At 57.4% G+C, this 24543-nt stretch carries 12 protein-coding genes; 10 read left to right on the forward strand and 2 right to left on the reverse strand.

Features of this window, described 5'->3' with window-relative positions; all coding sequences use genetic code 11:
* Positions 1–133 precede the first annotated feature (133 nt).
* The 5 genes from ACFQDL_RS31610 to ACFQDL_RS33150 all read left to right on the forward strand — a co-directional run bounded on the left by ACFQDL_RS31610 (position 134) and on the right by ACFQDL_RS33150 (position 8206).
* A complete protein-coding gene (locus ACFQDL_RS31610) occupies positions 134–1609 on the forward strand; it encodes a CHASE domain-containing protein (RefSeq protein ID WP_379913829.1) in 1476 nt (491 codons plus the stop codon).
* Complete coding sequence (locus ACFQDL_RS31615) at positions 1603–3294, forward strand: ATP-binding protein (RefSeq protein WP_379913831.1); 1692 nt, start codon at positions 1603–1605, stop codon at positions 3292–3294. Before ACFQDL_RS31610 ends, ACFQDL_RS31615 begins: the two co-directional genes overlap by 7 nt.
* A 115-nt stretch (positions 3295–3409) precedes the next feature.
* A complete protein-coding gene (locus tag ACFQDL_RS31620; RefSeq protein WP_379913833.1) occupies positions 3410–6490 on the forward strand; it encodes a response regulator in 3081 nt (1026 codons plus the stop codon).
* Between the two features lie 15 nt (positions 6491–6505).
* Positions 6506–7711 carry an EAL domain-containing response regulator gene (locus tag ACFQDL_RS31625; protein ID WP_379913835.1) on the forward strand — a complete coding sequence of 402 codons (1206 nt, stop codon included), beginning with the start codon at positions 6506–6508 and terminating at the stop codon, positions 7709–7711.
* A 348-nt stretch (positions 7712–8059) separates the two neighbouring features.
* Entirely contained in the window at positions 8060–8206 is a 147-nt protein-coding gene (locus ACFQDL_RS33150) for a hypothetical protein (protein WP_465264026.1), read from the forward strand.
* Between the two features lie 74 nt (positions 8207–8280).
* Here the strand turns inward: ACFQDL_RS33150 and ACFQDL_RS31635 are convergent, their stop codons facing one another.
* Positions 8281–9168, reverse strand: coding sequence for a glycine betaine ABC transporter substrate-binding protein (locus ACFQDL_RS31635; protein WP_379913837.1), 888 nt, complete (start codon positions 9166–9168; stop codon positions 8281–8283).
* 358 nt (positions 9169–9526) lie between these two features.
* Here ACFQDL_RS31635 and ACFQDL_RS31640 point away from each other — a divergent pair, with 358 nt between their 5' ends.
* From ACFQDL_RS31640 to ACFQDL_RS31660, 5 genes are all read left to right on the forward strand, one after another.
* The gene (locus ACFQDL_RS31640; RefSeq protein WP_379913839.1) at positions 9527–14251 is read left to right on the forward strand and encodes a PAS domain-containing hybrid sensor histidine kinase/response regulator; all 4725 of its coding nucleotides are present in this window, start codon (positions 9527–9529) and stop codon (positions 14249–14251) included.
* A gap of 18 nt (positions 14252–14269) precedes the next feature.
* Positions 14270–15466, forward strand: coding sequence for an EAL domain-containing response regulator (locus ACFQDL_RS31645; protein ID WP_379913841.1), 1197 nt, complete (start codon positions 14270–14272; stop codon positions 15464–15466).
* A 4-nt stretch (positions 15467–15470) separates the two neighbouring features.
* Positions 15471–16625, forward strand: a complete 1155-nt coding sequence (locus ACFQDL_RS31650; RefSeq protein WP_379913843.1) for a response regulator — start codon at positions 15471–15473, stop codon at positions 16623–16625.
* A gap of 115 nt (positions 16626–16740) precedes the next feature.
* Positions 16741–21723, forward strand: coding sequence for a PAS domain-containing protein (locus ACFQDL_RS31655; RefSeq protein ID WP_379913845.1), 4983 nt, complete (start codon positions 16741–16743; stop codon positions 21721–21723).
* A complete protein-coding gene (locus ACFQDL_RS31660; RefSeq protein WP_379913847.1) occupies positions 21696–21959 on the forward strand; it encodes an Hpt domain-containing protein in 264 nt (87 codons plus the stop codon). The genes ACFQDL_RS31655 and ACFQDL_RS31660 overlap by 28 nt, the downstream gene beginning before the upstream one ends.
* A 321-nt stretch (positions 21960–22280) precedes the next feature.
* On the opposite strand, the gene ACFQDL_RS31665 is transcribed toward ACFQDL_RS31660, so the two are convergent.
* Positions 22281–23291 carry an HD domain-containing phosphohydrolase gene (locus ACFQDL_RS31665; RefSeq protein WP_379913849.1) on the reverse strand — a complete coding sequence of 337 codons (1011 nt, stop codon included), beginning with the start codon at positions 23289–23291 and terminating at the stop codon, positions 22281–22283.
* Positions 23292–24543 lie beyond the last annotated feature (1252 nt).

Here is a 24543-nt window from a genome sequence, read left to right on the forward strand (position 1 = left end):
CGGTCTGCTCAAGTTAACGCTACTGGGGTAATGCACGTCAACGGAACCCTTGGCGTACGATCCGAGGTCTGCGGCCACCCCGGGATGGGCGGCGGCGGGATGGCTCGGTCGCGCCCTCAGCAGGAGCAAAGCTATGGGTGTGTCGCAGCAATTCAATTTTTTAACCACTTTCTCCCCCGTATTGCGAAACAGGTCGACGCTGCTCAGGTCAGGCAGAGGCGCGCTGCTGACATTTCTGCCGCTGCTTCTGCTGACGGTATGGCTCTGGTGGAATGCGCTGTCGGATGTGACGCAATCTGCTCGCGAACGCTTCGAATTCAGAGTCAGCGAAGCCCAATTTGCCATTGAGCAACGCCTGTTGGCATACGAACAGGTCCTTCGCGGCGGTGTCGGCCTGTTCGCAGCCAGCGATCAAGTCACCCGGGATGAATGGCGCACTTATGTACGTAATCTCGATGTCGACACTAATTACCCCGGTATTCAAGGGTTTGGCTTCTCGAAGCGGGTCCTGCCGAGTCAGCGCGAGGCCCATATACAGTCTGTTCGCGCCGATGGTTTTCTGGACTATACGCTGTGGCCCGGTGAGGAACGCAGCGAATACACCGCCATCGTCTATCTTGAACCCTTTGACTGGCGCAACCAGCGGGCCTTCGGCTATGACATGTTCTCGGAGCCGGTGCGTCACGAGGCCATGGTGCGCGCTCGTGATACTGCTCTCCCGGCCATGTCGGGCCGGGTGACCCTGGTTCAGGAAACGGGGCAGGCTGTCCAGCACGGTTTTCTGATGTATCTTCCGGTCTATCCGAAGGGCGTGGTACCGGAGACGGTCGAGGCGCGCCGCGCCGCTCTGGTCGGCTATGTCTACAGTCCATTTCGAATGAGCGACCTGATGCGTGGCATTCTTGGGCGAAATGAGCTGCCCGACATACACCTTCAGGTATTCGATGGTGCTGAAATGTCCCCAGGTAATCTGATGTACGACAGCTTGGGTGAGGCAGGTGGGCACCAAAACGCTGCTTTCTCCAACAGCAAACAGTATGAAATCAATGGTCATAGCTGGACGTTACAGTTCAGCTCGCTACCGGCGTTCGATGCCACTATCGAGCAGCAAAGACCCCGCTTGTTGCTGATCAGCGGTCTGCTGGTCAGCGTGCTGTTTGCGGCAGTGGTATGGGCCTTGTCGCTGAATCGCCGGCATGCGCGGGATCTGGTCGCTACCAACAGCGGTCTGCAGGCCGAAATCGCCGAGCGTAAAAAGTTGTCGATGGAACTGGAGCGCGCCAAGAACGATGCCGAGGCGGCGAATCGGGCCAAGAGCGAGTTTCTGGCCAATGTCAGCCACGAGTTGCGCACCCCGCTTACGTTGATCCTGGCACCGCTGGAATCGCTGCTTGCCAGCGCAATGCAACAGCCGCACTGGCAGGCCCCGCTGGAGCGTATTCAGCGTAATGCGCTGCTGTTGTTGAACCGGGTTAGCGAGATACTCGATTTCGCCAAAGCCGAGTCCGGGAAATTCGAACTCTGCGAGGAATGGGTGGATCTCGGGACCTGGCTGGCGCCGTTGGCCGAAGACGCTGCCGTGGCAGCTGAGCGTAAGGGGGCATGCTGACCTTCGACCCCGACCCGGCCCTGGGTCGCGTTTGTATCGACAGCGGGCATTTCGAGAAAATTGCGATGAACCTTGTCAGCAATGCTCTGAAGTTCACGCCAGAGAAGGGTTCGATCCGGCTGGAATTGCGGCTGCTGGACGACAACTGGTTCGAGTTCGCGGTGGCCGACACCGGGCCGGGTATCGCCAAGGATCAGCAGGCGCGGCTGTTCCATCGTTTTCATCAGGTAAACGCCGCTTCTACCCGGCGGCATGGGGGGACGGGTATTGGACTGGCGCTGGTAAAGGAATTGACAGAATTGATGGGCGGCGAGGTCGGTTTGACGAGCGACCTGGGACAAGGCTCGCGCTTTTTCGTGCGGTTACCGCGCGGCACAGACCGCATTGTTCAACAATCGGACACGTCAAACGGTCATTCCGTACCTGATTATGCGACTCAAGACACCATGCTGCGACTGGCCCGGTTCCAGGAGGGCGGGCTGGAGGCACCCGCATTCTCCGGTACCCCCAAACAACGTCTGTCTGACCAGGCGGCGGTGGTCCTGGTCGTCGATGATACGCCGGATATGCGCGATTTTATTGCCGAAATGCTGGCCGGCGACTTCGAGGTATTGACGGCCAATGACGGTTTGCAGGCCTGGCAGCTACTCCAGCATCATCGCGTTGACATCGTGGTATCGGACGTCATGATGCCCGAGCTTGACGGTCTCGGCCTGACGAACTGTATCAAGGCCTCCACAACACTCGCCCACCTGCCTGTCATTCTGGTGACCGCACGCGGCGGCGCAGAGGCCAGTGTCTCAGGGTTGGAGTCCGGTGCTGACGACTATATCGCCAAGCCCTTCTCGCCCCAAGAACTGCAGGCGCGGGTGCACTCGGCCTTGCGGATGGCGCAAGTTCAAGCCCAGTTGCGTGAAAAATCCCGCGAAGCCGGTATGGCCATGCTGGCTACCGGCATACTGCACAATCTGGGTAATGCCTTGAATGGCGTAACAGTATCGTCCGGTCTCATTCAGGACCGGCTCCGCGATTCCAAGGCGACTAAGCTCCACAAAACTGTCCAGTTGCTACAACAGCATGTCGACGATCTGCCTGGCTTCCTCGCCAAAGATCCGGCAGGCAGGATGTTGCCCGACTACCTTGGCGAATTGAGTCGGCTGCTGGAGACCGAGCAGGCAGAACTGCTGAGCGAAGTGGCAGCGCTGAGAGGATGCACCGAATATGCGGCAGAAGTGGTGGCGGCTCATCAGCGCTTCGCTACGGCAGGTGGCGTTCAGGAGATGTTGTCCGCCAGGAGTCTGATGGACACCGCGCTCAAACTAGGACTGGCGGCATTTGATATAGAAGGTATTCAAATCGAACGACGCTACTACGACACGGATGACGTAGCGGCGGACAGACATAAGGTGCTGCAGATCCTCATCAACTTGCTGGTCAATGCCTGTCAGGCGCTGTTGGTGTCGGAGCATCCTGACAAGCGGATAATGGTTCGTACAGTACTGGAACAGGACGCTGTGGTATTCGAGGTGAGTGATAACGGTATTGGCATTGATTCGACTGCCCTGCAGCAACTGTTTGACCAAGGCTATACCACCAAAGGGGGGGCCATGGCTTTGGTCTGCATCTCAGTGCGACCTGGGCCCAAGAGATGCGCGGCTCTTTGCAATGCCATAGCGATGGCGTAGGCCTGGGGGCAACCTTCAGACTGGCGCTACCGATAGGTTCACCGACAACGTCTCGCGGCCAGGTGGCGGAGACAGGGCTGGAATGTCAGGAGCCTTGAGCGCGGAGGAAAAGGTTGTGGGAATCGAAAACGTAAGTGTTGACCAAAGTGGGCTAAACAGCCCACTGTCCGGAGAAAATCATTCTGGCAGTGCCAAACTGCCGCGAATTCTGGTAATCGACGACAACCTAACCGTCCTGGAGGCCTTTCATAAGATCCTTGCTGGCCATACCGACGCCAAGGGCGCATCGACAAGGCTGGAAGTGCTTGAGGAAACACTCTTTGGTTCGAGTGAGTCGGCGCGTATCGAGCTACCCAGGTTTGACGTAGATCTCGTGCAAAGGGGCGAGGACGGTCTGCAATCTGTGATAGAGGCTTGCGCCGATGCCAAGCCCTACGCCGTCGCCTTTGTCGATATGAGGATGCCCGGCGGCTGGGATGGTCTCATGACGATCGAAGAGCTGTGGCGCGTCGACCCGAACATCCAGATCGTTATCTGCACCGCCCATGCAGACTATTCTTGGGACCAAATTATCCACCGGCTGGGCCGTTCGGATCGTCTTCTCATTCTGCGCAAACCCTTCGAGCGAATTGAAGTGCTGCAGCTAGCCTGTGCGCTGGCCGACAAATGGTGCTTGCTGCGCGAAAATCAGGTTCGAATGGACCTGCTGGAACGTCGGGTGGAGGCGCGTACTGCTGAACTGAAGCGCCAACAATTGCTGGATCAACAGTTATTGGAAAATCTGGCTGAAGGGGTAATCGCCTGCGATACCTCAGGGCAATTAACGCTGCTGAACAAAACCGTCCGACAATGGCACGGACTTGAACAATATCCACCGGAACGTGATGTCCGAGTTGACCTCTACGAGGCGGACGGTGTAAAGCCTCTTGAGCCGCACCGCACCCCACTTGCTCGAGCGCTTTGCGGCGAGACGTTCCGCAGTATTGAAATCAATATCCTCGCGAAAGACCAGCCGCGCCGCTTGGTGCTCGCGAGCGGCGGCCCCGTTCTGGATGCAGAGGGTCGAACGCAGGGGGCTGTTGTCACGCTGCACGATGTCACCGAGCGAGAGCGGGTTGTACAGGAGCTGAAGGATACTTCGGAACGGCTGAGTGTCGCGAACTGCCGGATCGTGCGCGAACGAGAAAGGCTCGCCGAGAGAGTGGAGGAACGCACCGCGGAACTGAGCAAAGCCAACCAAGAGTTGGCTTTGGCGAAGCAGGAAGCCGATCAGGCCAATCGAGCGAAGTCTGCGTTTCTCGCGACAATGAGTCACGAAATCCGCACGCCGATGAACGGGGTCATCGGGATGCTCGAAGTGCTGGCCCGGAGCGAGTTGAATACTGAGCAACTCGACACGATCAGTACGATTCGCGATTCCGCTTTTTCATTGCTGGGGATCATCGACGACGTGCTCGACTTCTCAAAGATCGAGGCGGGGCAGTTGCAGCTGGAGCGCGTTGAGGTCGTAATACCGAGCCTGTTTGAAGGAGTTATCAGTTCCCTGGCTCCGCTTGCGAAGGACAAGAATGTCGACCTGTCCCTGTTTATCGACCCCGCCGTTCCCGAACGGCAGTGGTCCGATCCGACCCGATTGCGGCAGATACTGGTCAATCTGGTCGGTAATGCCATTAAATTCAGCAGCGGACGCGATGATACCCGGGGCCTGGTGCTGGTAAGTGTCAGAGCGGGTACTGATCCCCTAAAGCAGATGGAGATAACCGTCACCGATAATGGTATCGGAATGAGCGAAACGACACAGGAAAACCTTTTCAGGTACTTCAGCCAGGCCGAGGCCTCGACGACACGCCGTTTCGGGGGCTCCGGGTTGGGGCTCGCCATCTGTAACCGCCTAATCGATATCATGCAGGGTTCCATCAGCGTTGACAGTCGATTGGGGGAGGGAACGCGCTTCACTGTTTCATTATCGGTCGAGAGTGTTGCCGATGGAGTCGGCACGCGGTATGAGGACCTGACGGGCCTCGACGTCATATTGGTCTCGAAGAATGAGCCCGACGCCGAGGGTATTGTCGTATACCTTGAACAGGCCGGAGCCTCTGTCGAGCGAGTGACTGATCGGGTAGAGGCGGTGAAGCGCGCTGCGGAGCAACCCGTTCACGTCGTTATACATTGTATGGGTCATCACGTCACCACACCGGATCAACTGGAGAGCGACTTTGCGCAGAGGCCGGACCTTCTTCATCTGGTGATAACACGCCGTCGGCGCAAACCTAAAGTAGCTGAACTGGACAGGGTTGCTTTTCTGGAGACCATGGCATTACGTCGAGCGGCTTTGGTACGCGCCGTGGCCGCCTTGACGGGCAGGGCCTCGCCGGAAGTGGACTATGGCGAGCGGATGGACAATTTGTTCAACAGCGAGGGCGAAATCCAATCTATTTCGGAGGCGCGGGCGTTGGGCCGACTCATCCTGATCGCCGAGGATGATGTGATCAACCAGAAAGTTATCCTGAAACAGCTGGAGCTTTTGGGTTACAGAGGGGAAATTGCCCAAGACGGGCAGGAAGCGTTGCAACTTTGGTGTCAAGGAGACTACGGCCTGATATTGACGGACCTGCACATGCCCGAGATGGATGGCTATGAACTGGCTTCGACTATTCGCGCCGAGGAAGGAGATAGTTCACACATCCCCATTATCGCACTCACGGCCAACGCCTTGCGCGGTGAGGAAACACGCGCACTGACGGCAGGAATGGATGCGTATATGACCAAGCCTGTTCAGCTTGCCGTATTGGGGGCAGCATTAAAAAAATGGCTGAACGCGCCTGGCAATGATACCGCTGTATCGCAAACTCAAGATAGTTGGGCGATAGACGTCGCCGTTGTGACCGAGCTACTGGGTGACGACCAGGATACAGTCAGGGAATTTCTGGCTGAATACCTGGAGGCCATGCGACAGCTGTCCGCTGAATTCAGGGAGGCTTTGAGGTTTGACGACCTTCGGCAGTCGGCATCCATCATGCACCGGCTCAAATCGTCATCCCGGTCCGTCGGGGCATTGGCGCTGGGAGATCTGTGTGCGGAACTGGAAAATGCCTGCAAAGCACAGGACTCAAAAAGTATCCTGCAATATGCTGCCGAGTTCGAGAACAGCCTGGCGGCTGTCGAAGCGTCCATTCGTACTTTATTAGCAAGCTAGTTGCGAGGAATGCACATGAATATCCTGGTCATCGATGATGACGCCTTCGTGCTTAAATTGCTTAAGCATCAACTGGCTCAGCTCGGTTTCCAGGACATTGCTGTCTTCCAAGCCGCCGAAGCAGCACTTGGTGCGATGACCAATGATACCAAATCGGTCGATCTGGTATTTTGCGATATACAGATGCCCGAAATGGACGGTGTCGAGCTGATCAGACATTTGGACAGCGTGGAATACCGGGGTGGGCTGGTACTGATAAGCGGCGAGGACGAGCGCATTCTGAGCACCGTTCAGAGCCTTGCTCAGGCTCACGGGTTGAAGATCTTGACGGCGCTGCGAAAGCCCACCACCCTCGAGCAGTTGCAGCGGATTCTGGAACAGCACAATTCGTTATCAGCGCTGCCGCTGTATTCGGCCCGCAAAATCTACAGCGTCGAGGAGGTACGCCGGGGAATCAGAGGCGGGGAGTTGATAAACCATTATCAGCCGAAGGTTAGGTTACCTTCCGGTGAGGTCACTGGTGTGGAGGTTCTGGTGCGATGGCAACATCCAGAGGACGGCCTGGTTTTACCTGACCAGTTCATTGACACTGCAGAGGAGCATGGCCTCATTGATGAGTTGACGCGCATCGTACTGGTCAAAGCCTTGCAGGATTGTTGGCATTGGCAGCAGGCGAATCTGTCTCTGAGTATTGCGGTCAACATATCGATAAGCAATTTGAACTCGGTGGATTACCCGGATTTTATCGTGCAGTCGGCGAAGGAAGCTGGCGTGGATTTGTCCAACGTGGTGCTGGAGGTGACTGAGAGCCAGTTGATGCATAATCCGCTGACGGTGCTGGATATCCTGACACGTCTACGTCTGAAGAATATAACGCTGTCGATCGATGACTTTGGCACGGGACATTCATCTCTGACCCAGTTAAGGGATATACCTTTCAACGAATTGAAGGTTGATGCGGGGTTCGTCCACGACGCCTGTCACCAACCCGCACGGCGGGCCATCTTGGAGGCGAGTTTTGATATGGCAAGGCGACTGGGCATGAAAACAGCAGCCGAAGGCGTCGAGAATCTGGACGACTGGCGATTCCTGACCATGCAGGTCAAGTGCGACATTGCTCAGGGGTATTTTATTGCCAAACCGATGCCAGCAGGCGAGTTGTTCGATTGGATGCAGGAGTGGGAGGCTCGTCGACCGAGCCTTATGGGTTTTAAGCCATGATCGATTACAAAGAAATCCTGGTCGCAGCTATTGATCGCTAAAAGGTGCTGATAAACAGTGCCTTTACCGGTCGCCTTCAGTCTTCGTCAGCCACAACCAGCCGCGCTGCGCACTTCGCCGGGCGGCAACTCGACATTTCGATGGTAGAGGCGCAGTGACCGCTCGCAGTGTGGGTTTGAAGGGCCGATCGGTGATGGTGCCATCGACATCTTCACCGCGGCGGGCAAGTGGGCATTCGGGATCTGCGCGACACTGGCCCAGCTTGAGCGCGAGCTATTTTCCGAACGGACAGTATCTGGACGAGCCTCGGTGCAAGCTCGCGGCCGGAAAGGAGGACGGCCATTCAAGATGACCGCTGCTAAGCTGCGGCTGGCCATGGCCGCCATGGACCCGCCGCAAATCAAGGTGTCGGGTCTCTGTGAGGAGCTGGGCATCACCCGCCAGGCACTTTACCGACATGTCTCACCAAAGATGAGTTGTGTCCAGACGGCATGAAGCTGCTGATACGAAACTAACTCATCTAATAGTTAGTGCGCCGACGAGAGCGAACAGAGCCGATCGTAAGGGGGTTACCTCAGTCCACTGCTCCGTAAGAATTCCTCTGCCACCTGTTCAATTACGCCGCGATCAACATCGATTCTGGCGTTGAGGGCCGATAGGGTGTCGTTATCCAGTCGTGCCGACAGAACATTGAGTTGTGCGGCCAGTAGTGGATTGGCTTCGAGGACCTCTTCGCGGACGACCGGCGTAACGACATAGGCAGGGAAGAAGGCCTTATCGTCTTCGAGCAGTACCAAGTCAAACGCCGGGATACGACCATCTGTAGCGAATACCAGAGCGATGTCGACAATACCTTCATTCAGCGCGACATGGGTGAGGTCGGTATCCAGTCGCATGATGTCGGACCGCTCCATTTTTAAGCCATAGGCTGTCTGCAACGCCTTGAAGCCGTCGTCGCGGACGTACCACTCGGCATTAGTCGCCAGTGTCAGTTCACGGCCGTCATTCAGTGCCTGGGCCAGTTCACTCAGCGTCGTGATGCCGTTCGCTTCAGCGTCAGCACGTTGCATCGCCAGCGCGTAAGTATTATTGGCCCCGGACGGCTGAAGCCAAACCAGCCCCTTTTGGGCATCAAGTGTCTTGACCTTCTGATAGACAGCCTCCGGCGAGCCTATCCCTTCCTCGAGCTTGTTGTAGATCAGCAGTGAGGTGCCCGTGTATTCCCAGTACAGGTCGACCTGGCCTGTTTCCTGGGCCCGCCGCACTGTCGTGCTACTCATGCCAGTCCGGCGCTCGACCTGGTAGCCTAGGTGATCCAGATACTGTGCCGTCATCTCGGCCAGCAGTTGCTGCTCGGTGAAGTTCTTGCCACCGATGACAATAGATCGGGCCTCGGCACCTGTCGCAACTATAGCTGCCAGTAACGGTGCTCCGAGATGCTTGATCAATGTGCGCATGGGGGTGTACCTCAGTGGCAGTTATCGGTGTGCGGGCAGTACCGAAGCACTATTTGATGAAGTCATCGTTCCATTGCTGCCCATTTGCCGTATCTTGAGACGTGTTAAGTTTACACCTTCGATGGTGTCGTTTTGATCCAATTATCGATGGTCCCATATGTCACAACTGCGATGCGTTAAATTGGGAGAGTCTTTTCCACGTGCTGCGGCAGCGATAGCCACGATTTTTGCTCTCGTGTCGTTGTCGGGACACTTGTCCGGCTTCGATGCGTTAAAGGTCGGCTCCCAACCTGTGCGAATGGATACGGCTGTAGGGCTGTTACTGTCCGGCAGTGCGTTGTGGATCCATGGGGCGGGGATGGTGGCACTCTACTCGCGACTGGGCTGGCTGATGCCACTGGCAGTATGCCTGTTAGGTCTGTTGACGTTGACAGATTATCTGTTTGACTGGACGGGGTGGTTGTCAGAACGACCTGTCGTTGAAATCGAATGGCTGGCTGCTGCGGTATCGGAACCCATGTCCCCGTATAGCGCCGTGGCGTTGATATGCCTGGGGACGGCACTCACCGGATTGTCCTGCCCCAAGCTGCGTGGCCTGGTCAATCCGCTGGCGGCACTCGCCCTGATCCTCAGCCTGCTGTCAGTGCTCGATTATCTGGGCAGCCAGCCCACAGCCCTCAGCGTGGGTGGCTTGGCGCCTATGGCACTAGCGACAGCGTTCAGTTTTCTACTGTTGGCATCGGCCACCTTACTGGTCAGCCTGAACAGCTCGGGAACCCCCAAAAGCGGTCAGCGACGCATAGAAGTGAAGGTGTTGGCCGGCTTTATCGGCATCTTTTTGCTGTTGGCGGGGGGCGGAAAATATACCTACTTCTTTGGCGAATCGTTCGCCCGTGTGGCCCAGAACATTGCCTGGATGCAGCAGTTCCGGGTTGAGCTGCAAGCGTTCGATGCGATCTTGAGCGAAATCGAGACCATAGAACGGAACCGGGAGGTCCAACCGGATACGGAAAGTCCTGGCGCCAGGCTACGCCTTCGGCAGGAACTAACAGTTCAAATACAGTCACTTCGTCGATTGGTGACGGACGATGCTCGACTTGTCGAGTTGGTTTCGGAACTGGAGCCGCTGTTGCCCTGGCGGACCATGTCACTATCGCCAATGTCCGGGATAACCGGGGACGGTGCCTATCCGAAAACTAGTGCCTCATCCAAGAGTACGAATCAGACCGACATGGTCCGTGAGTTGCGTAAGAAGACCGGCTATTTGGATGATGTGGCGCGACTACGGCTGGTCCAGTACGAGGCGGGGGCCGCGTCTTTTCAGAAGCTATCGCTCATCCTGCTGATTGTGACACTGGTGGGCGCCGCGATCTTTTCCATCATGCTGTTTCGCGGTATTCGCATGGTCATGATGGAGCGGGCGGACGCCGAACAATCCCTGGCGAACAGCGAGCAGTATGTTCGCGCCATCATTGAAAGCTCGCCCGATGCTCTAACGGTTTTGAGCCTCGAGGGTCTGGTCGAAGAATCTTTCGCGAACGGGCGTACTGGTAGAAGATTTTTCGAACATAACGCCACGGAGCGGTCGAGCTGGTTGGACAAGTACTGGCAGGGAGAGCACCGAACAGCCGCGGAAAGCGCCCTGGATGAGGCGCGCGTTGGCTCAACCGGGCAGTTTGAGGGGCTCTTTGTAGCTCCCGATGGTGCTCGGTCATGGTGGGAAGTGATTGTCAGGCCCATTCTAGACACCGAGGGAAAGCCGGCGCGTCTGTTGTGCGTATCGCGCGATGTCACCGAACGCCATCACGACCAGGAACAGATACGCCAACTCAATGCCAATCTGGCGGTGCGTATCGAGGAGCGCACCGAGGAGCTGCAGCGCCAAGTGGCGCTGAATCGACTGGTGCTTGACAATCTCGCGGAAGGCGTCGTCGCCTGCGGACCAGGCGGGCAATTGACATTGTTGAACAAGACCGCGCGCAGTTGGCACGACATCAAAATGTTCCCGCCGGAGCGGGATCCCCGCGTAGACCTGTATGATGCCGATGGGGTCACGCCATTGGCACTGGACCAAACACCGTTGATGCGCGCACTGGCCGGTGAGCAACTGCAAAATGTTGAAATCAACATAGTGGCCGAAGGGAAGCCAAGGCGCATCGTGTTGGTCAGTGGTGGGCCACTGTTCGACACTTTGGGTCATGCCCAGGGGGCGGTTATTACCCTGCATGACATGACCGAAGTTCACCGCATCGCGCGACGCTTTTCCGACTTATTTGAGTTTGCGCCTGACGCCATTTTCATCACCAACGCATCCGGTAGGATCGTTGAACTCAACCGGCAGGCGGAGCTGCTGTTCGGATGGAGGCGAAACGAGCTGTGCGGCCAGACTGTCGAAGCCTTGATACCGGAGGCTTCCAGGAGGACGCATCAGTCAGTACGCGAACAGTATGTTAGCAAGCCCTATCCGCGACTGATGGGGGGCGATAACGGGGACAGCCTGCTGGGGTTGCGCAAAGACGGAACCACCTTCCCGATCGATATCAGCCTCAGTCCCATGCAGTCTTATGATGATACCCTGATACTGGCCTTCGTACGGGACGCTTCACAGCGATTGCACTCGGAACGGGTGATGCATGAATCCACCGCCATGCTTAACGCGATCGATGATGCGGCCTTTATTTTCGACCCGGATAGCCTTCGGTTCAGTTATGTCAATGAAGGCGCGCAGCGCATGCTGGGCTACCGACAAGACGAATGGGCTCGGATGACGCCGATTGATATCTTGCCGGGCGCCGATGAGACGGCTTTTCGCAGCAAACTCGCGCCATTGCGCGACGAGCAGGTGAGTCATCTGCGATTCACGACACAATACCGTCGCAGGGATGGACATGCCTTGGTTGTCGAGGTCAATGTCCAGTATCTGCAGATGAAGTCCGGAAGCACCCGTTTTATTACCCTTGCCCGAGACGTGACAGAACGGGAGCACGCAGTACAGCAATTGAAGCAGGCGTCCGAAAAGCTGACCGAAGCCAATTTAGCGATTGAACGGGAACGTGAGCGACTGGCCGATCGAGTTGCCGAGCGTACTGCCGAATTGCAAGAGGCCAATCAGGCATTGGCCTTGGCCAAGACTGAAGCCGAGCAGGCGAACCGTGCTAAGTCGGCGTTTCTCGCGACTATGAGTCATGAGATACGTACGCCGATGAACGGTGTGATCGGTATGGTGGAAGTCTTATCCCGCAGTGAACTGAAAGGACAGCAACGGGATGCCGTCAGTACTATACGGGAATCGGCGTTTTCGTTATTACGGATCATCGACGATATCCTGGACTTCTCGAAAATCGAGGCTGGGCAGCTGCATATCGAGCAACTGCATGTGTCGATCGCTGAACTCTTCGAAGGTGTCATCAGCTCATTCGCTGCCGATGCCGCGAGCAAGCATGTCGATCTGGCTCTGTATGTCGATCCCGCCATGCCGCCAGTGCTGAGGACGGATCCGATCCGATTGCGCCAAATACTCGTGAACCTGATCGGTAATGCCATCAAGTTCAGCAGCGGACGGGAGCATATTCGGGGACGTGTGCGGGTAAGCACCGAGGTTTGTGCCGGAGCCGATACGATGCTGCACTTCCGGGTCCAGGACAACGGAATCGGCATGACTCCGGAAACGATCAACAATCTGTTCAAATACTTCAGTCAGGGCGAGGTCTCAACGACCCGGCGGTTTGGTGGTTCAGGACTGGGGCTGGCGATCTGTAAGCGACTGCTGGACATGATGAAGGGAAGGATCCATGTCGAGAGTACGCCGGGATCCGGCGCATGTTTCACCGTGATGTTGCCGGTCGAGGCGCAACCATCCCTTGATACGGACCGGCAGGATGACATCGATGAGTTGTTGGGTACCAGCATTTTGTTGGTCGTTGACGATGGGCTGGACGGCGACATTGTTCGCGCTTATCTCGAGCAGGCGGGAGCACGACTGACGATCACGCGGGATAGGCGACAAGCGATCCGACTGTTACAGGAAGGGGTCGAACCAGCCGCGGTTGTGCATTGTACCGGCCATGAGTGTGTTAATGCTGATCAGATCCAACAGCTATTCACGTCCTATCCGGACTTATCCCAACTGCTCATTACTCGTCACCCATATCGGCCTGAACAGGATGAGCGGCGGGCGATCGTCTATCTGGGTGCCGTACCATTGGTCCGCCGCTCATTCATCCGGTCCCTGGCCGTGTTGCTGGGGAAAGCGTCACCAGAAGCCCAGAACATCGATGAAGAAGAGAACTGGCCGAGTGTTCAGGAGCCAGCGTCTATTATGGAAGCGCGAACGCGAGGGCAATTGATTCTGATCGCCGAGGACGACAGCATCAATCAGAAAGTCATTCTGAAACAACTGGAACTGCTGGGTTACACCGGCGAACTCGCCCATAACGGACGAGAAGCGCTGACGATGTGGCGAAACGGCCAGTATGGTTTGGTATTGACCGATTTGCACATGCCTGAAATGGACGGCTATCAGTTGGCCGAAGCGATTCGCAGGGAAGAGGATGAGACGGAGCATGTACCCATACTGGCGCTGACCGCCAATGCGCTGCGCGGCGAGGAGGTGCGCGCCCATAGAGCCGGAATGGATGCCTATCTGACCAAGCCGATTCAACTCACGGCACTCAATGCTGCATTACGGCAATGGCTCCCGACAGTCGATGATGTTAGAGTTCTGTCTCTAAATAGAGACGCCTGGGCGAAGGCCGTAGACCTTTCGTTGTTGACTGATCTAGTCGGGGACGACCCTGCAATGATGCGGGAGCTTCTGGCGGATTATCGGTTGTCGGCGCAGCAACTGTCCGTCACACTTAAAGAGGCATTGGAGCAGCAGGATATGGCCCAGGTTGCGGCGACTGCGCATAAGCTGAAGTCATCGTCTCGATCGGTAGGGGCGGTGACGCTGGGTGACATTTGTGCCGAACTGGAGAACGCCTGCAGGTCGCATGATCAACAGGCAATGAAAGACTGCGCGGCCGAATTCGCCACCGCGATGGCAGCCGTCGATGCCTACATCGGTGACTGGCAAACAGGATAGTAATTACAGGGAGAGACCGTGAACATTCTGGTTATCGACGATGATGCCTTTGTACTCAAGCTCCTCAAGCTGCAGTTGGCAAATCTGGGTCAGCCGGATGTCGTGACCTGCGAGAGCGCCGGTGAGGCACTCGAGGCATTGGCTTCTGTGGACCGAAAGGTAGAGATCGTCTTTTGCGACATTCAGATGCCCGGAATGGACGGGGTGGAACTCGTGAGGCACTTGGCAAAAACGCACTTTAGCGGTGGCCTGGTCCTCATGAGCGGAGAAGACGAGCGCATTTTGTCTACGGTACAGCACTTGGCGGAGGCCCATAAACTCAAGGTGCTTGGCGCACTGCACAAGCCCGTTACGCCGGCACAGTTGCGCGATATTCTGCAGCGCCAGGCATCGCCCGCTTTGAAACCTCGGGGGCAGGACAGGAAGGTCTATTCCGCCGAAGAGGTGGCGATCGCGATCGAGAATGGTGAGCTGATCAATTATTACCAACCCAAGGTGTCGATGCGCAGTAGCGATGTGGTTGGGGTCGAGGCATTGGTACGTTGGCAACATCCGCGTGATGGGCTGGTGTTTCCCGACCAGTTCATTGCCACGGCCGAGCAGTATGGATTGATCGACGACCTGACCCGACGGGTCCTTCTCAATGCGTTGCGACAGTGCCGAGGCTGGCACGCCAACAAGCTACGGCTAAGCGTCGCGGTCAATATCTCGATGAGCAATCTGGTGTCGCTGGATTTTCCGGATTTTATTGTGGAGGCGGCAAAGCGTCTTGAATTCGATCTATCACTGCTGATCTTGGAAGTGACTGAGTCACAGTTGATGCGAAATCCGTTGACGGCGCTGGATATTCTGACCCGGCTCCGACTCAAGAACATCACGCTGTCGATCGACGACTTTGGCACCGGCCATTCGTCTTTGACTCAGTTGCGGGATATCCCCTTCAACGAACTGAAAGTGGACTCTGGTTTTGTGCACAATGCCAGTGATAACGCGTCGCGTCGGGCGATCCTGGAAGCCAGTCTTGATCTGGCGCGTCGACTGGGGATGAAGTCGGTGGCCGAAGGCGTGGAAAATCTTGCCGACTGGCATTTCCTCTCCAGCCTGGCCTGTTGTGATGTGGCGCAAGGCTACTTTATTGCCAAGCCCATGCCCGCCTCGGCACTACCGTCCTGGATACAGGAGTGGCAGGTCCGCCGCACAGGATTGACGGAGTGAAGGGATGATGACCGATAAAAACATCCTGATTGCCGCCGAGGATGTGGATGATGCTGATGTCATTTTCGATATGCTGCGTCGGGAGTTCGATAATCTGGCGATCTCCACAGACCCCGACAAGGCAATCGAGGATTTCGAGGCGCATTGCCCCGCCGTTCTGGTACTGGCCTTTACCAGCCTGGCAAAGGCGCAGGCCTATTACCTCGGTCTTTATCGTTTAAGCACCCAGGTCCACACCATGGCGCATCGGACCGTCATCCTGTGCAGCAAAGGGGAATTAGAGCAAGTGTTTGCGCTGTGCAAGAAGGGCTATTACGCCAGTTATGTCCTGTTCTGGCCCCTGGGCTACGACTCGACGCGGCTGGCCATGGAAGTTCATCATGCTTTGGAGCAGATGAGCACCGGTGAAGAAGGTGGACCGACTCCAGCTGAATTTGCCGCCCAAGCCAGACGTATTGCCGGGCTGGAAGCCATGCTTGAGAAAAACATGGCCCAAGGCAATGAGCATATCGACCTTGCCAGCCGGTCATTTGACCAGGCCGGCGAAAATATCACCGTCGCCCTGAACGGCTTTGCCCAGCGCCTGACCATGGACCGTAGTGCCGGTGAGACGGAGACCTGGGACCGCACCACGTACGAGGCCGTGATCGACCGTCTGGCGAAGGATCTCGAGCAACTGAAGCAGGAAAAAATTGATCAGAGCCTCGACTCGGCCAAGGCGTCCATCCAGCCCATGCGCCAATGGGCTGAACAATTCAAACAGGAGCTGGAACCCCAGCTCGAGTCCGTCAGGGCAATACAGAAACTGTCTGAAGCCGTGCGGCCGCTGGTATTGGTGGTCGATGACGACGAGTTTCAGCAGAAGTTGCTGGGCCAGATACTGGTCGAGGCTGGTGTGGAACTGATGTTCGCGGCCTCCAGCAACGAGGCGCTCGCGCTGTTACATCGTCGCCGTCCGGACTTGGTGCTCATGGATGTCGGGTTGCCGGATCTGAATGGCATCGAGACGACCCGCCGGATGAAATCCGTCGATCGCTTCGCGTCGATTCCTGTCGTGATGATCACTGGACACCACGGTCAGAAGGAGGTGGTGATCCAGAGCCGCAGGCCGGCGCCGCCGATTTTGTCATCAAGCCTGTCGACAAGGCCGTGCTGCTAAGAAAAGTCGGCGCTTTCCTGAAAGCAGACGAAACTGGCTAAGCCAATAGCCATCCGGACCATGCCGTTATTCGTGCGTTTGCTTCAGCTCACCAGGGACGATGGAGATTACATCTTTGTCTGGTTATCGAACTGTGTATTCCCAGCCATTTGGCTCGTTGTCCCGGACCCGCGGCCTGCAAATCTTGTTACTTGCCGCCGCTTACCTGCTGTTGGCGCAACTGAGTCTCTGGTTGGCCCGCCCGCCGTCGCTGGCGGCGCCCTTCTGGCCGGCCGCCGGCGTGGCCGTGGCCGCGATTATGCTCTGGGGGAGGGGCTGCTGGCCAGGCATCTGGCTCGGAGCCTTCCTGTCATCGATGCTGAGTCGGGGCTGGCCTGAGTGGGGCGATCTCGAAACCGCGGCGGCGCTGTCCGCGACCATTGCGACCGGCGCCAGCCTGCAGGCCATCGTCGGTAGTCTGCTGCTTCGACCCGTGGGGCAGGCACTCGCCACGACGGCCGGTAAGATACCGGTCGTGGCGCTGCTGACGGCGGGTGGGCCCCTCGCTTGTACCTTGTCGGCTACCGTTGGTATGGTGGCGATGTACAGGATCCAAGGTTTGCCGGCAGAGGCGCTGATGTCCATCTGGATAACTTGGTGGGCGGGCGATAGCCTCGGTGTACTACTGATGGTGCCGATTCTGGCCAGCTGGCGCCTGTTTAGGCTGCGGGAATCGCAGAAGATCCTGCAGTTCATGATGTTGCCGCTATTGACCGCAGCGCTGGTGATAACCGGCTACTATTGGCTGGCGCGTGCGGAACAGATCAGCAACCAGCAGGGTATAGCGGAAAGTGGCGAGCATCTGCGTGATCAGCTCAACAGCCGTGTTATACAGCAGAATCAAGCCGTTGAAGCCATTGCCGATCTGTTCGCCACCGACACCGTCGTGACGGCCGATGCATTCGAACGATTCACGCAAAGAGCCCTCAGACAGGACAGTATCGCCTGGTTGGCCTGGGCTGCTCTGGAAAAACTGACCACTGAGCAGGATCCGGTATCGACCGCATCAGCGGAATCCGAGCGGACAGCCGCGGTCACACTCCGTTTGCTGGTCAAGAAATCCGACCGGCAGGTAACGCCGGGGCTTGATATCGCAGCGGATCCGATCTATCGCGATGCGGTCGGGCGTACGTTGGAGACTGGACGCCCGGTACAGGCGCTTGTTAGGGATCCCGCGACGGGGACGCTCGAGCGATTGCTGCTGGTCCCGCTGTTCTCGGCTGAATTCTATCCGGCCCAAGTCAGTGTGGCGGCGCGACATGAGACGCTGCGAGGATTCGCCGTTGGCAGTCTGTCCATTGACGAGCTCACCGCCTCGATTCCCGGCCATTTACGACAGCACCGGCTGGCTGCCCGCCTGGTGCAGGAGGCGCCAGTAGGTCGCGATTCGGTTTCACTGTTCCAGCAGTCGATACCAGTACGAGAACCGGACTGGGTGGGGCGGCTGGATGACCCCTTGGGCCCGGGGATGCAACTGGAAACCTGGTCGTTGATGCCGTGGGAGCCGGGGCAATCCGTGCCCATGCGGGTCTACCTGGTGGTTGCTGTGCTGGTGTTGCTGTTTGCGACCCTGCTGGTGCTGATCGCGGCCAGTCAGCATGTCAGAGTCCGGCGCGATGTCGAGCGTCGCACGGCCGAATTGGCGGCGGCGAAAACCACTTTGCGCTCCATTTTGGACAACATGGCCGCTCTGGTCGGGGAACTTAGTCCCGACGGCAAAATTGTCGAAATCAATCGCACCGCGCTGGATATCATTGGCCTACCCCTCGAGGCTGTGATCGGACAATCGTTCGACCAGCTTGGCGCGTTCGCAGGCACCCCAGGCCTACAGAAACAGTTTTGTGAGGATCTGTCGCGCGCTGGCAACGGCGAGCGTATTCGGCATGATCTTGATTGCCGCCTCACCGACGGTACGAGCATCACACTGGATTTCCGGCTGGTACCGGTCACCGATAGGCAGGGCCTGGTCATCAAACTCATCGCGTCAGCGGTGGATATTACCGAGCGCCGGCGCAGCGAGCAGGCACTAGCCGAGAGCCGGGCCCAGTTGCAGCGGGTGATCGACGGCAGTCGGCTGGGCTTCTGGGACTGGGACCTAACCCGAAACGCTGTCACCTTCAGCGGTACCTGGGCCTCAATGCTCGGCTACCATCCGGACGATTTGCAGCCGACCTTCCAAACATGGAGCGAGCTGATCCATCCAGACGATAGGCGCCAGGCGCTGCGGGCTGTCGAGGACATGCTGGACGGCCGTAGCGATCATTACGAAGTCGAACACCGCCTGCGCACCAAGTCAGGAGACTGGCATTGGGTACTCTCGATAGGGAATGTCATCAGCCGAAGCAATGACGGTTCACCACTTTATGCATCGGGCATCCATACCGATATCCATGACAAGAAAGAGCTGGAGCTCGCGCTGAGGGAACACGAGTCTCAGTTACAAGAGATAAATGCCAATCTCGAGCATCTGATCGCCGAACGCACGGCGCAGCTCTACGAAAGCGATCGTTTCATGCGCGCCTTGCTCGATGCACTCAGCGCCCATATCGCGGTCCTGGACGAACAGGGCGTAATCATTGCGACCAATGAGTCATGGCGTAAGTTCGCAGTCGCCGATGCTCAGTCGCCGGAGCGGGTCAGCGAAGGCGAAAATTATCTTGAGGTCTGCGATCGTACCGGTCTTGAGGGGATCAAGGTCGCGGAACTGGTGCGGCGGATCATCCGCGGGGAATGTAGCGAAGGGAGTTTCGAATACCCCTGCCATTCCCCCGATGAGCAGCGCTGGTTTATGTGTCGGGTCACGCGCTTCCAAGGGGATGGGCCCGTCCGCGTGGTGCTCGCGCATCAGAATATCTCTCAGCGTAAATTGGCCGAGCAGGCGACCCAGCATCTGGCGGACGAGTTGCAAGCGACACTGCAGGCGGTTCCCGATCTGCTGTTCGATCTGGATGAACACGGCCGATATCACCAGGTCTGGAGCAGTGATGATTCGCTGTTGGCAACACAGAAAGAGGCGTTACTGGGGCGCTGTGTGAACGAAGTCTTGCCGTCCGACGCGGCTCAGATTGTGATGCGGGCAATCGGTGAAGCCAGCCAGACCGGACATTCGCAAGGCCATCAGATTCGTCTGGATCTGCCCCAGGGACCCTGCTGGTTTGAATTGTCGGCGGCTGCCAAACGGAGCGAAACCGATGGGCCGAAACGGGTGATGATGTTGTCACGGGATATCACCAGCCGCCGTCAAGCCGAAGACTCGCTGCGACAACTGAATGACGAACTGGAACAGCGTGTGCAGAGCCGTACCGAGCAGTTGCACCAGGCGCAGATCGAGGCGGAGCAGGCCAGCAAGGCCAAGTCGTCATTCCTGGCTACCATGAGTCATGAAATTCGTACGCCGCTGAATGGCGTGATCGGTATGGTCGATGTGCTGGAACAGACCAGTCTCGAGCGGCACCAATTGGATATGGTCGAGCTGATCCGGGTTTCGGCGCTGTCGCTACTCGATATCATCGACGACATTCTCGACCTGTCCAAGATCGAGGCCGGTAGTCTGGAAATGGAGCAGGCACCGTTTCCGGTAGCGGCTGTGGTCGAGAAAACCTGCGCCATGCTGGATACGCTGGCGGCGAAGAAAGGCGTCGAGCTGACGTTGTTCACCGATCCGAATCTCCCGGAAGAAGTGCTGGGAGACGAGTTGCGTGTGCGCCAGATCCTGCTCAATCTGACCAGTAATGCCATCAAGTTCTCCAGTGAGATCAATCCCGGGCGCGTATCAGTGCGGGCACAGGCAATCGAGGGGAGCGCTATCCGGGTCAAGGTGGCCTTTCAGATTGCCGACAACGGTATCGGTATGGATGCCAAAACCCGATCCGGACTGTTCACGGCTTTCAGGCAAGCGGACGCCTCCACCACTCGGCGGTTCGGCGGTTCCGGACTGGGACTGGCCATCACCCATCACCTGGTCTCGATGATGGAGGGGGATATTCAGGTCGAAAGCGAACCGGGGGAGGGCTCCGTTTTTACCGTGACGCTGCCGTTCGACCTTGCCCCCGAAGCAGAGGACAGCGCGCTGTCTCCTTCTTTGGTCGATGGGCTGGAATGCCTGGTTGTCGGTTCGGGTAGCAGCATGGCGGACGATCTGATCGTCTATCTGACACACGCCGGTGCAAGCGCAACGAGGACAGTGGATATTCAGGCGGCGCTCGACAGCCTGGACGAATCAGCAACGTCGACATCACCGGTACTGGTGATCGATGCCGAAGGACCTGCGGCACGGATCTTGGCTCGGCTGCGCCAGTTTGCGGGTGCCGATGAGATCCACTGCGTGGTGATCGAGCGCGGACAGCGACGTCGACCTCGCCCTCGCCTGAACGATTCGAACTGGATCATGGTGGACGGTAACGTTTTAACACGGCAAACGCTGCTGTCGGCCGTCGCCTTGGCCAGTGGCCGTTTGCCGATCGAGCAACAGTGGCAACAGCCGGACCACTCCAAGCTCAAGGTCCGGCCCCCGACGCGTGAAGAGGCCCTGCAGCAGGGTCGGCTCTTGCTCGTTGCCGAAGACAACGAGGCCAACCAAAAAGTGCTCGCGCATCAGCTCGCTCTGTTGGGTTACGCGGCCGATATCGCTGAGAATGGACAACGGGCGCTCGAGCTATGGCGCAGCGGTGACTACGTGTTGTTGTTGACCGATCTGCATATGCCGGAAATGGACGGCTATCAGCTGGCGACCGCCATCCGTTCAGAAGACCTGAAAAATTATCCTAAGCCGATCATTGCCTTGACCGCCAATGCGCTGAAAGGGGAGGCCAAACGCTGTTTCGATGTCGGCATGGATGATTATCTGACAAAGCCAGCGCGACTCGAGGAGCTTAATGCGGTGCTGGATCGCTGGATGCCGGGAGGCGCCCCGGAGCCGACTGACACCTCGAGGGGAGCGATACGGCCCCGCGCCCGTCATTGCATGCCGCAGTTGATACGTCCGTGCTCGAAGGGTTGGTGGGGGATGATCCGGAGGTGGTTCAAGAGTTCTTGCAAGAGTTCTACCGATACGGGATAAAGGCCGCCGATGAACTGAGCCGAGCCTTTGAAAGCGGCGCGGTGCAGGAGGTTGGTGCGCTTGCTCACAAATTGAAATCATCGGCCCATTCCATCGGTGCCCTCCGGTTGGCGGAGTGCTGCGAGGATCTGGAGAGGGTGGCGAATGCAAAGGATACGCAGCAGTTCATCGATCTGATGGGCCGGTTCAGCGCCGAAGTGGCGGCCGTTAAATCGTTTCTGGAACAGCGGATTTAAATCCGTCGCGATCGATTACAAAGAGGAAACGATGGTCGCCATTACCTCAACAGAGAGCCTGGAGACCCTGGTGCTGACCACGGTGGACCACGGTAGTACCGGCTGCACAGTAACAGCCTGATGAAGGGATAGCTCGAAGCAGACCGGATGCTGGGTAACCTCGAGGCCTCGAGGTCTGTCTCGACGAAGCTTCCCGAACCGTATCGGTCTTTGGATTCGCTGGAATTAGCAAGAAACTGCTGCCCAAGGCCAAGGTATGCGACTCGCTCGGCATCGGTAATGTCGGCGATGACTACGTGCACTTCGCGCTGATCGGGACGTTCAGGACTCCGGGCTGTATTCGTGCCCGTTCAGTTCCTCGCCGTCGACGAGTGAGCGGGCCACCCCCAGTACCTGCCGGTCGTATCTAGAGACTTCCTGCTCCATGATTGCAATGGCGCCATGGAAGCTTCGGGCCTTTCGGTAGGGCCTGACACCGGCGATGGCTTCAAGGCAGTCGGCGATTGCCACGATTGACACCTCGATTGGAATCTCCCGGCCGCCCAAGCCATAGGGGTAGCCGCTGCCGTCGTGGCGCTCGTGGTGCAGCAGCACGATATCCTTGACTGTCTTCTCGAAGTCGATGCTCGAGAGAATGCGGTGGCCGATCTCCGGGTGGCGCTTGATGAATGCCCACTCATGACTCGCAAGCTTGCCCGGCTTGGTCAGTATCTCGATCGGCACTGATATCTTGCCGATATCGTGCATGCTCGCGCCCAGCGCGATCGACTCGATAGCAGACCCCTTCAGCCCCAAGGCTTCCGCCAGCTTGACCGCGATCGAGGCGGTGCGGGACATATGGCCGTTGGTATAGGGATCCCTCTGCTCGATCGCCTGGGTGAGCGCGCAGGCGGTATTGCGAAAGTTATCGAGCTGGTTCCGCTGCAGTGCATAGAAACCACTTTGATCTATGAACTCGGCCAGCCGGTATTTCCGGCCCTTGGCGTGAAAGAGTTGTGGCGATACCACTACCTGCTTCACTGCGCCGGTCTTAGTCAGAAGCTGCAATTCATAGCGTCGGGTGATATCGCGCGATAGCCGGTGTTGTAGCTCGCTGCGGCATTCGGGGACAGCTAGGTCCAGCACATTCATGTCCCGCAGCTCGGCGACATCGTATTCGACTAGGCTGGCGAAATTGTCGCTGGCGGAGATAAGCCTGCCGTTTATCGTCAGTGCGAAAGCGCCGAACAGGAACGACAGCGAATTGATGAGGCCATCGGGGCCGTTGCGCTCCAGGACGCACCCGAGAAAACTTTCATTCTGATGGGGAGAATCGGGGTACTGACTATCCATACTGAGATCCCCATCGGGCTTCCGTTTTTGTCAGTGTAGACAATATCCATTAGGGTGGATGTGAACAAGTACCCAGCGATGGGAGGAATCCTGCATCTTCAGTCCACCACGATGATGAGCTTCCGGCGCCTGCTGGAACACCATGGCTGGTCGCGGAAAAGAAGCGTAAACACGAGATCCGGGAGTGACGGCATAAGCAAGGGCATGCTGAAAATTATGGCCGATACGCCGTCGATTGTTGAGGAGGCATGACTGGATTAACTGGAGTATCCCAGCTATTGTCTCCATTAAGAGACAGGTTGGGTGAGAGCGCCAGATCGAGCGCACAACGGCGATCTTCGAGCTATGATCGCCAGGCTGCTTAAAGACAGCCCGGTTTGTTGCTGTCGTGGATGATTTCACCTACTTGAGTTCGTGATGCGGGCCAAGATCGAGTGGCATCACAAATAAAGGAGCAGAGACAGTAGAGAATGGCTATATCACGGATGACTTGTCGCCAGTGCAAGACTCAGTACTGGAAAGATGGCCCACACGCGGATCTTCGAGAGATCAGCTTTGTGCTTGGCCTCGGGAAAATCTTTGTCTGCACCGACTGCCAGGCGTACTGGAACTGCAACGAATCCGGTGGGTGGGAGCTTCTTGTTGACGGACTTCATGTTCCCGGTGACATAGTGAAATTCGATTAAACTTTTACACCGCTCCAATTTCAATTCCCGTCATTCTCTCTGAGGGTGTGGACATATTGCCGTTATACGGATAGCCGCCTGAGCAGTAGCCGCGCTGCCGATTGCGGTGGCTGCATTCGGGTGATCGCCTCGGGTGCTCGTCCTGTCGCCAACAGGGGACGTTAATCGCAGGAATCATCTTGGACAAGACGCAGATGCCGCTTACCACTTGGTTTAAGGCTATCTGGCACGTAACAGCCGCGAAGAATGGACTGTCTGCGAAAACACTTGAGGGAACGCTTGGGGTCAGATACCGGATGGCGTGGACCATGCTCCAACGGTTCTGAGTGGTGATGGTACGCTCCGAACGCGAACGGCTCTCCGGCATGGTCGAAGTCGATCAAGACTCTTGTCGGCGGCGTGGGGCGTGGCGGCCAGCGCGGTCGCGGTAGTTCCAAGTCAGTGGTGGTTATCGCCGTCGACGTGCTCGGCCCCATGGATTTCGGCCGCCTTAGGATGCGTAGCGTTCACGATGCCTCGGGCGATCTTCTCGCGCCATTCGTGTGTGCCGTTGTGGCTCCCGGTTC

This window comes from Marinobacterium aestuariivivens, from assembly GCF_042661465.1.
Lineage (GTDB): Bacteria > Pseudomonadota > Gammaproteobacteria > Pseudomonadales > Balneatricaceae > Marinobacterium_A > Marinobacterium_A aestuariivivens.

Coding starts and splice junctions, on each gene's coding strand:
- ACFQDL_RS31610 (WP_379913829.1), top strand. CDS start 134: ATGGGTGTGTCGCAGCAATTCAATTTTTTAACCACTTTCTCCCCCGTA.
- ACFQDL_RS31615 (WP_379913831.1), top strand. CDS start 1,603: ATGCTGACCTTCGACCCCGACCCGGCCCTGGGTCGCGTTTGTATCGAC.
- ACFQDL_RS31625 (WP_379913835.1), top strand. CDS start 6,506: ATGAATATCCTGGTCATCGATGATGACGCCTTCGTGCTTAAATTGCTT.
- ACFQDL_RS33150 (WP_465264026.1), top strand. CDS start 8,060: ATGACCGCTGCTAAGCTGCGGCTGGCCATGGCCGCCATGGACCCGCCG.
- ACFQDL_RS31635 (WP_379913837.1), bottom strand. CDS start 9,168: ATGCGCACATTGATCAAGCATCTCGGAGCACCGTTACTGGCAGCTATA.
- ACFQDL_RS31640 (WP_379913839.1), top strand. CDS start 9,527: ATGGTGGCACTCTACTCGCGACTGGGCTGGCTGATGCCACTGGCAGTA.
- ACFQDL_RS31650 (WP_379913843.1), top strand. CDS start 15,471: ATGATGACCGATAAAAACATCCTGATTGCCGCCGAGGATGTGGATGAT.
- ACFQDL_RS31665 (WP_379913849.1), bottom strand. CDS start 23,291: ATGGATAGTCAGTACCCCGATTCTCCCCATCAGAATGAAAGTTTTCTC.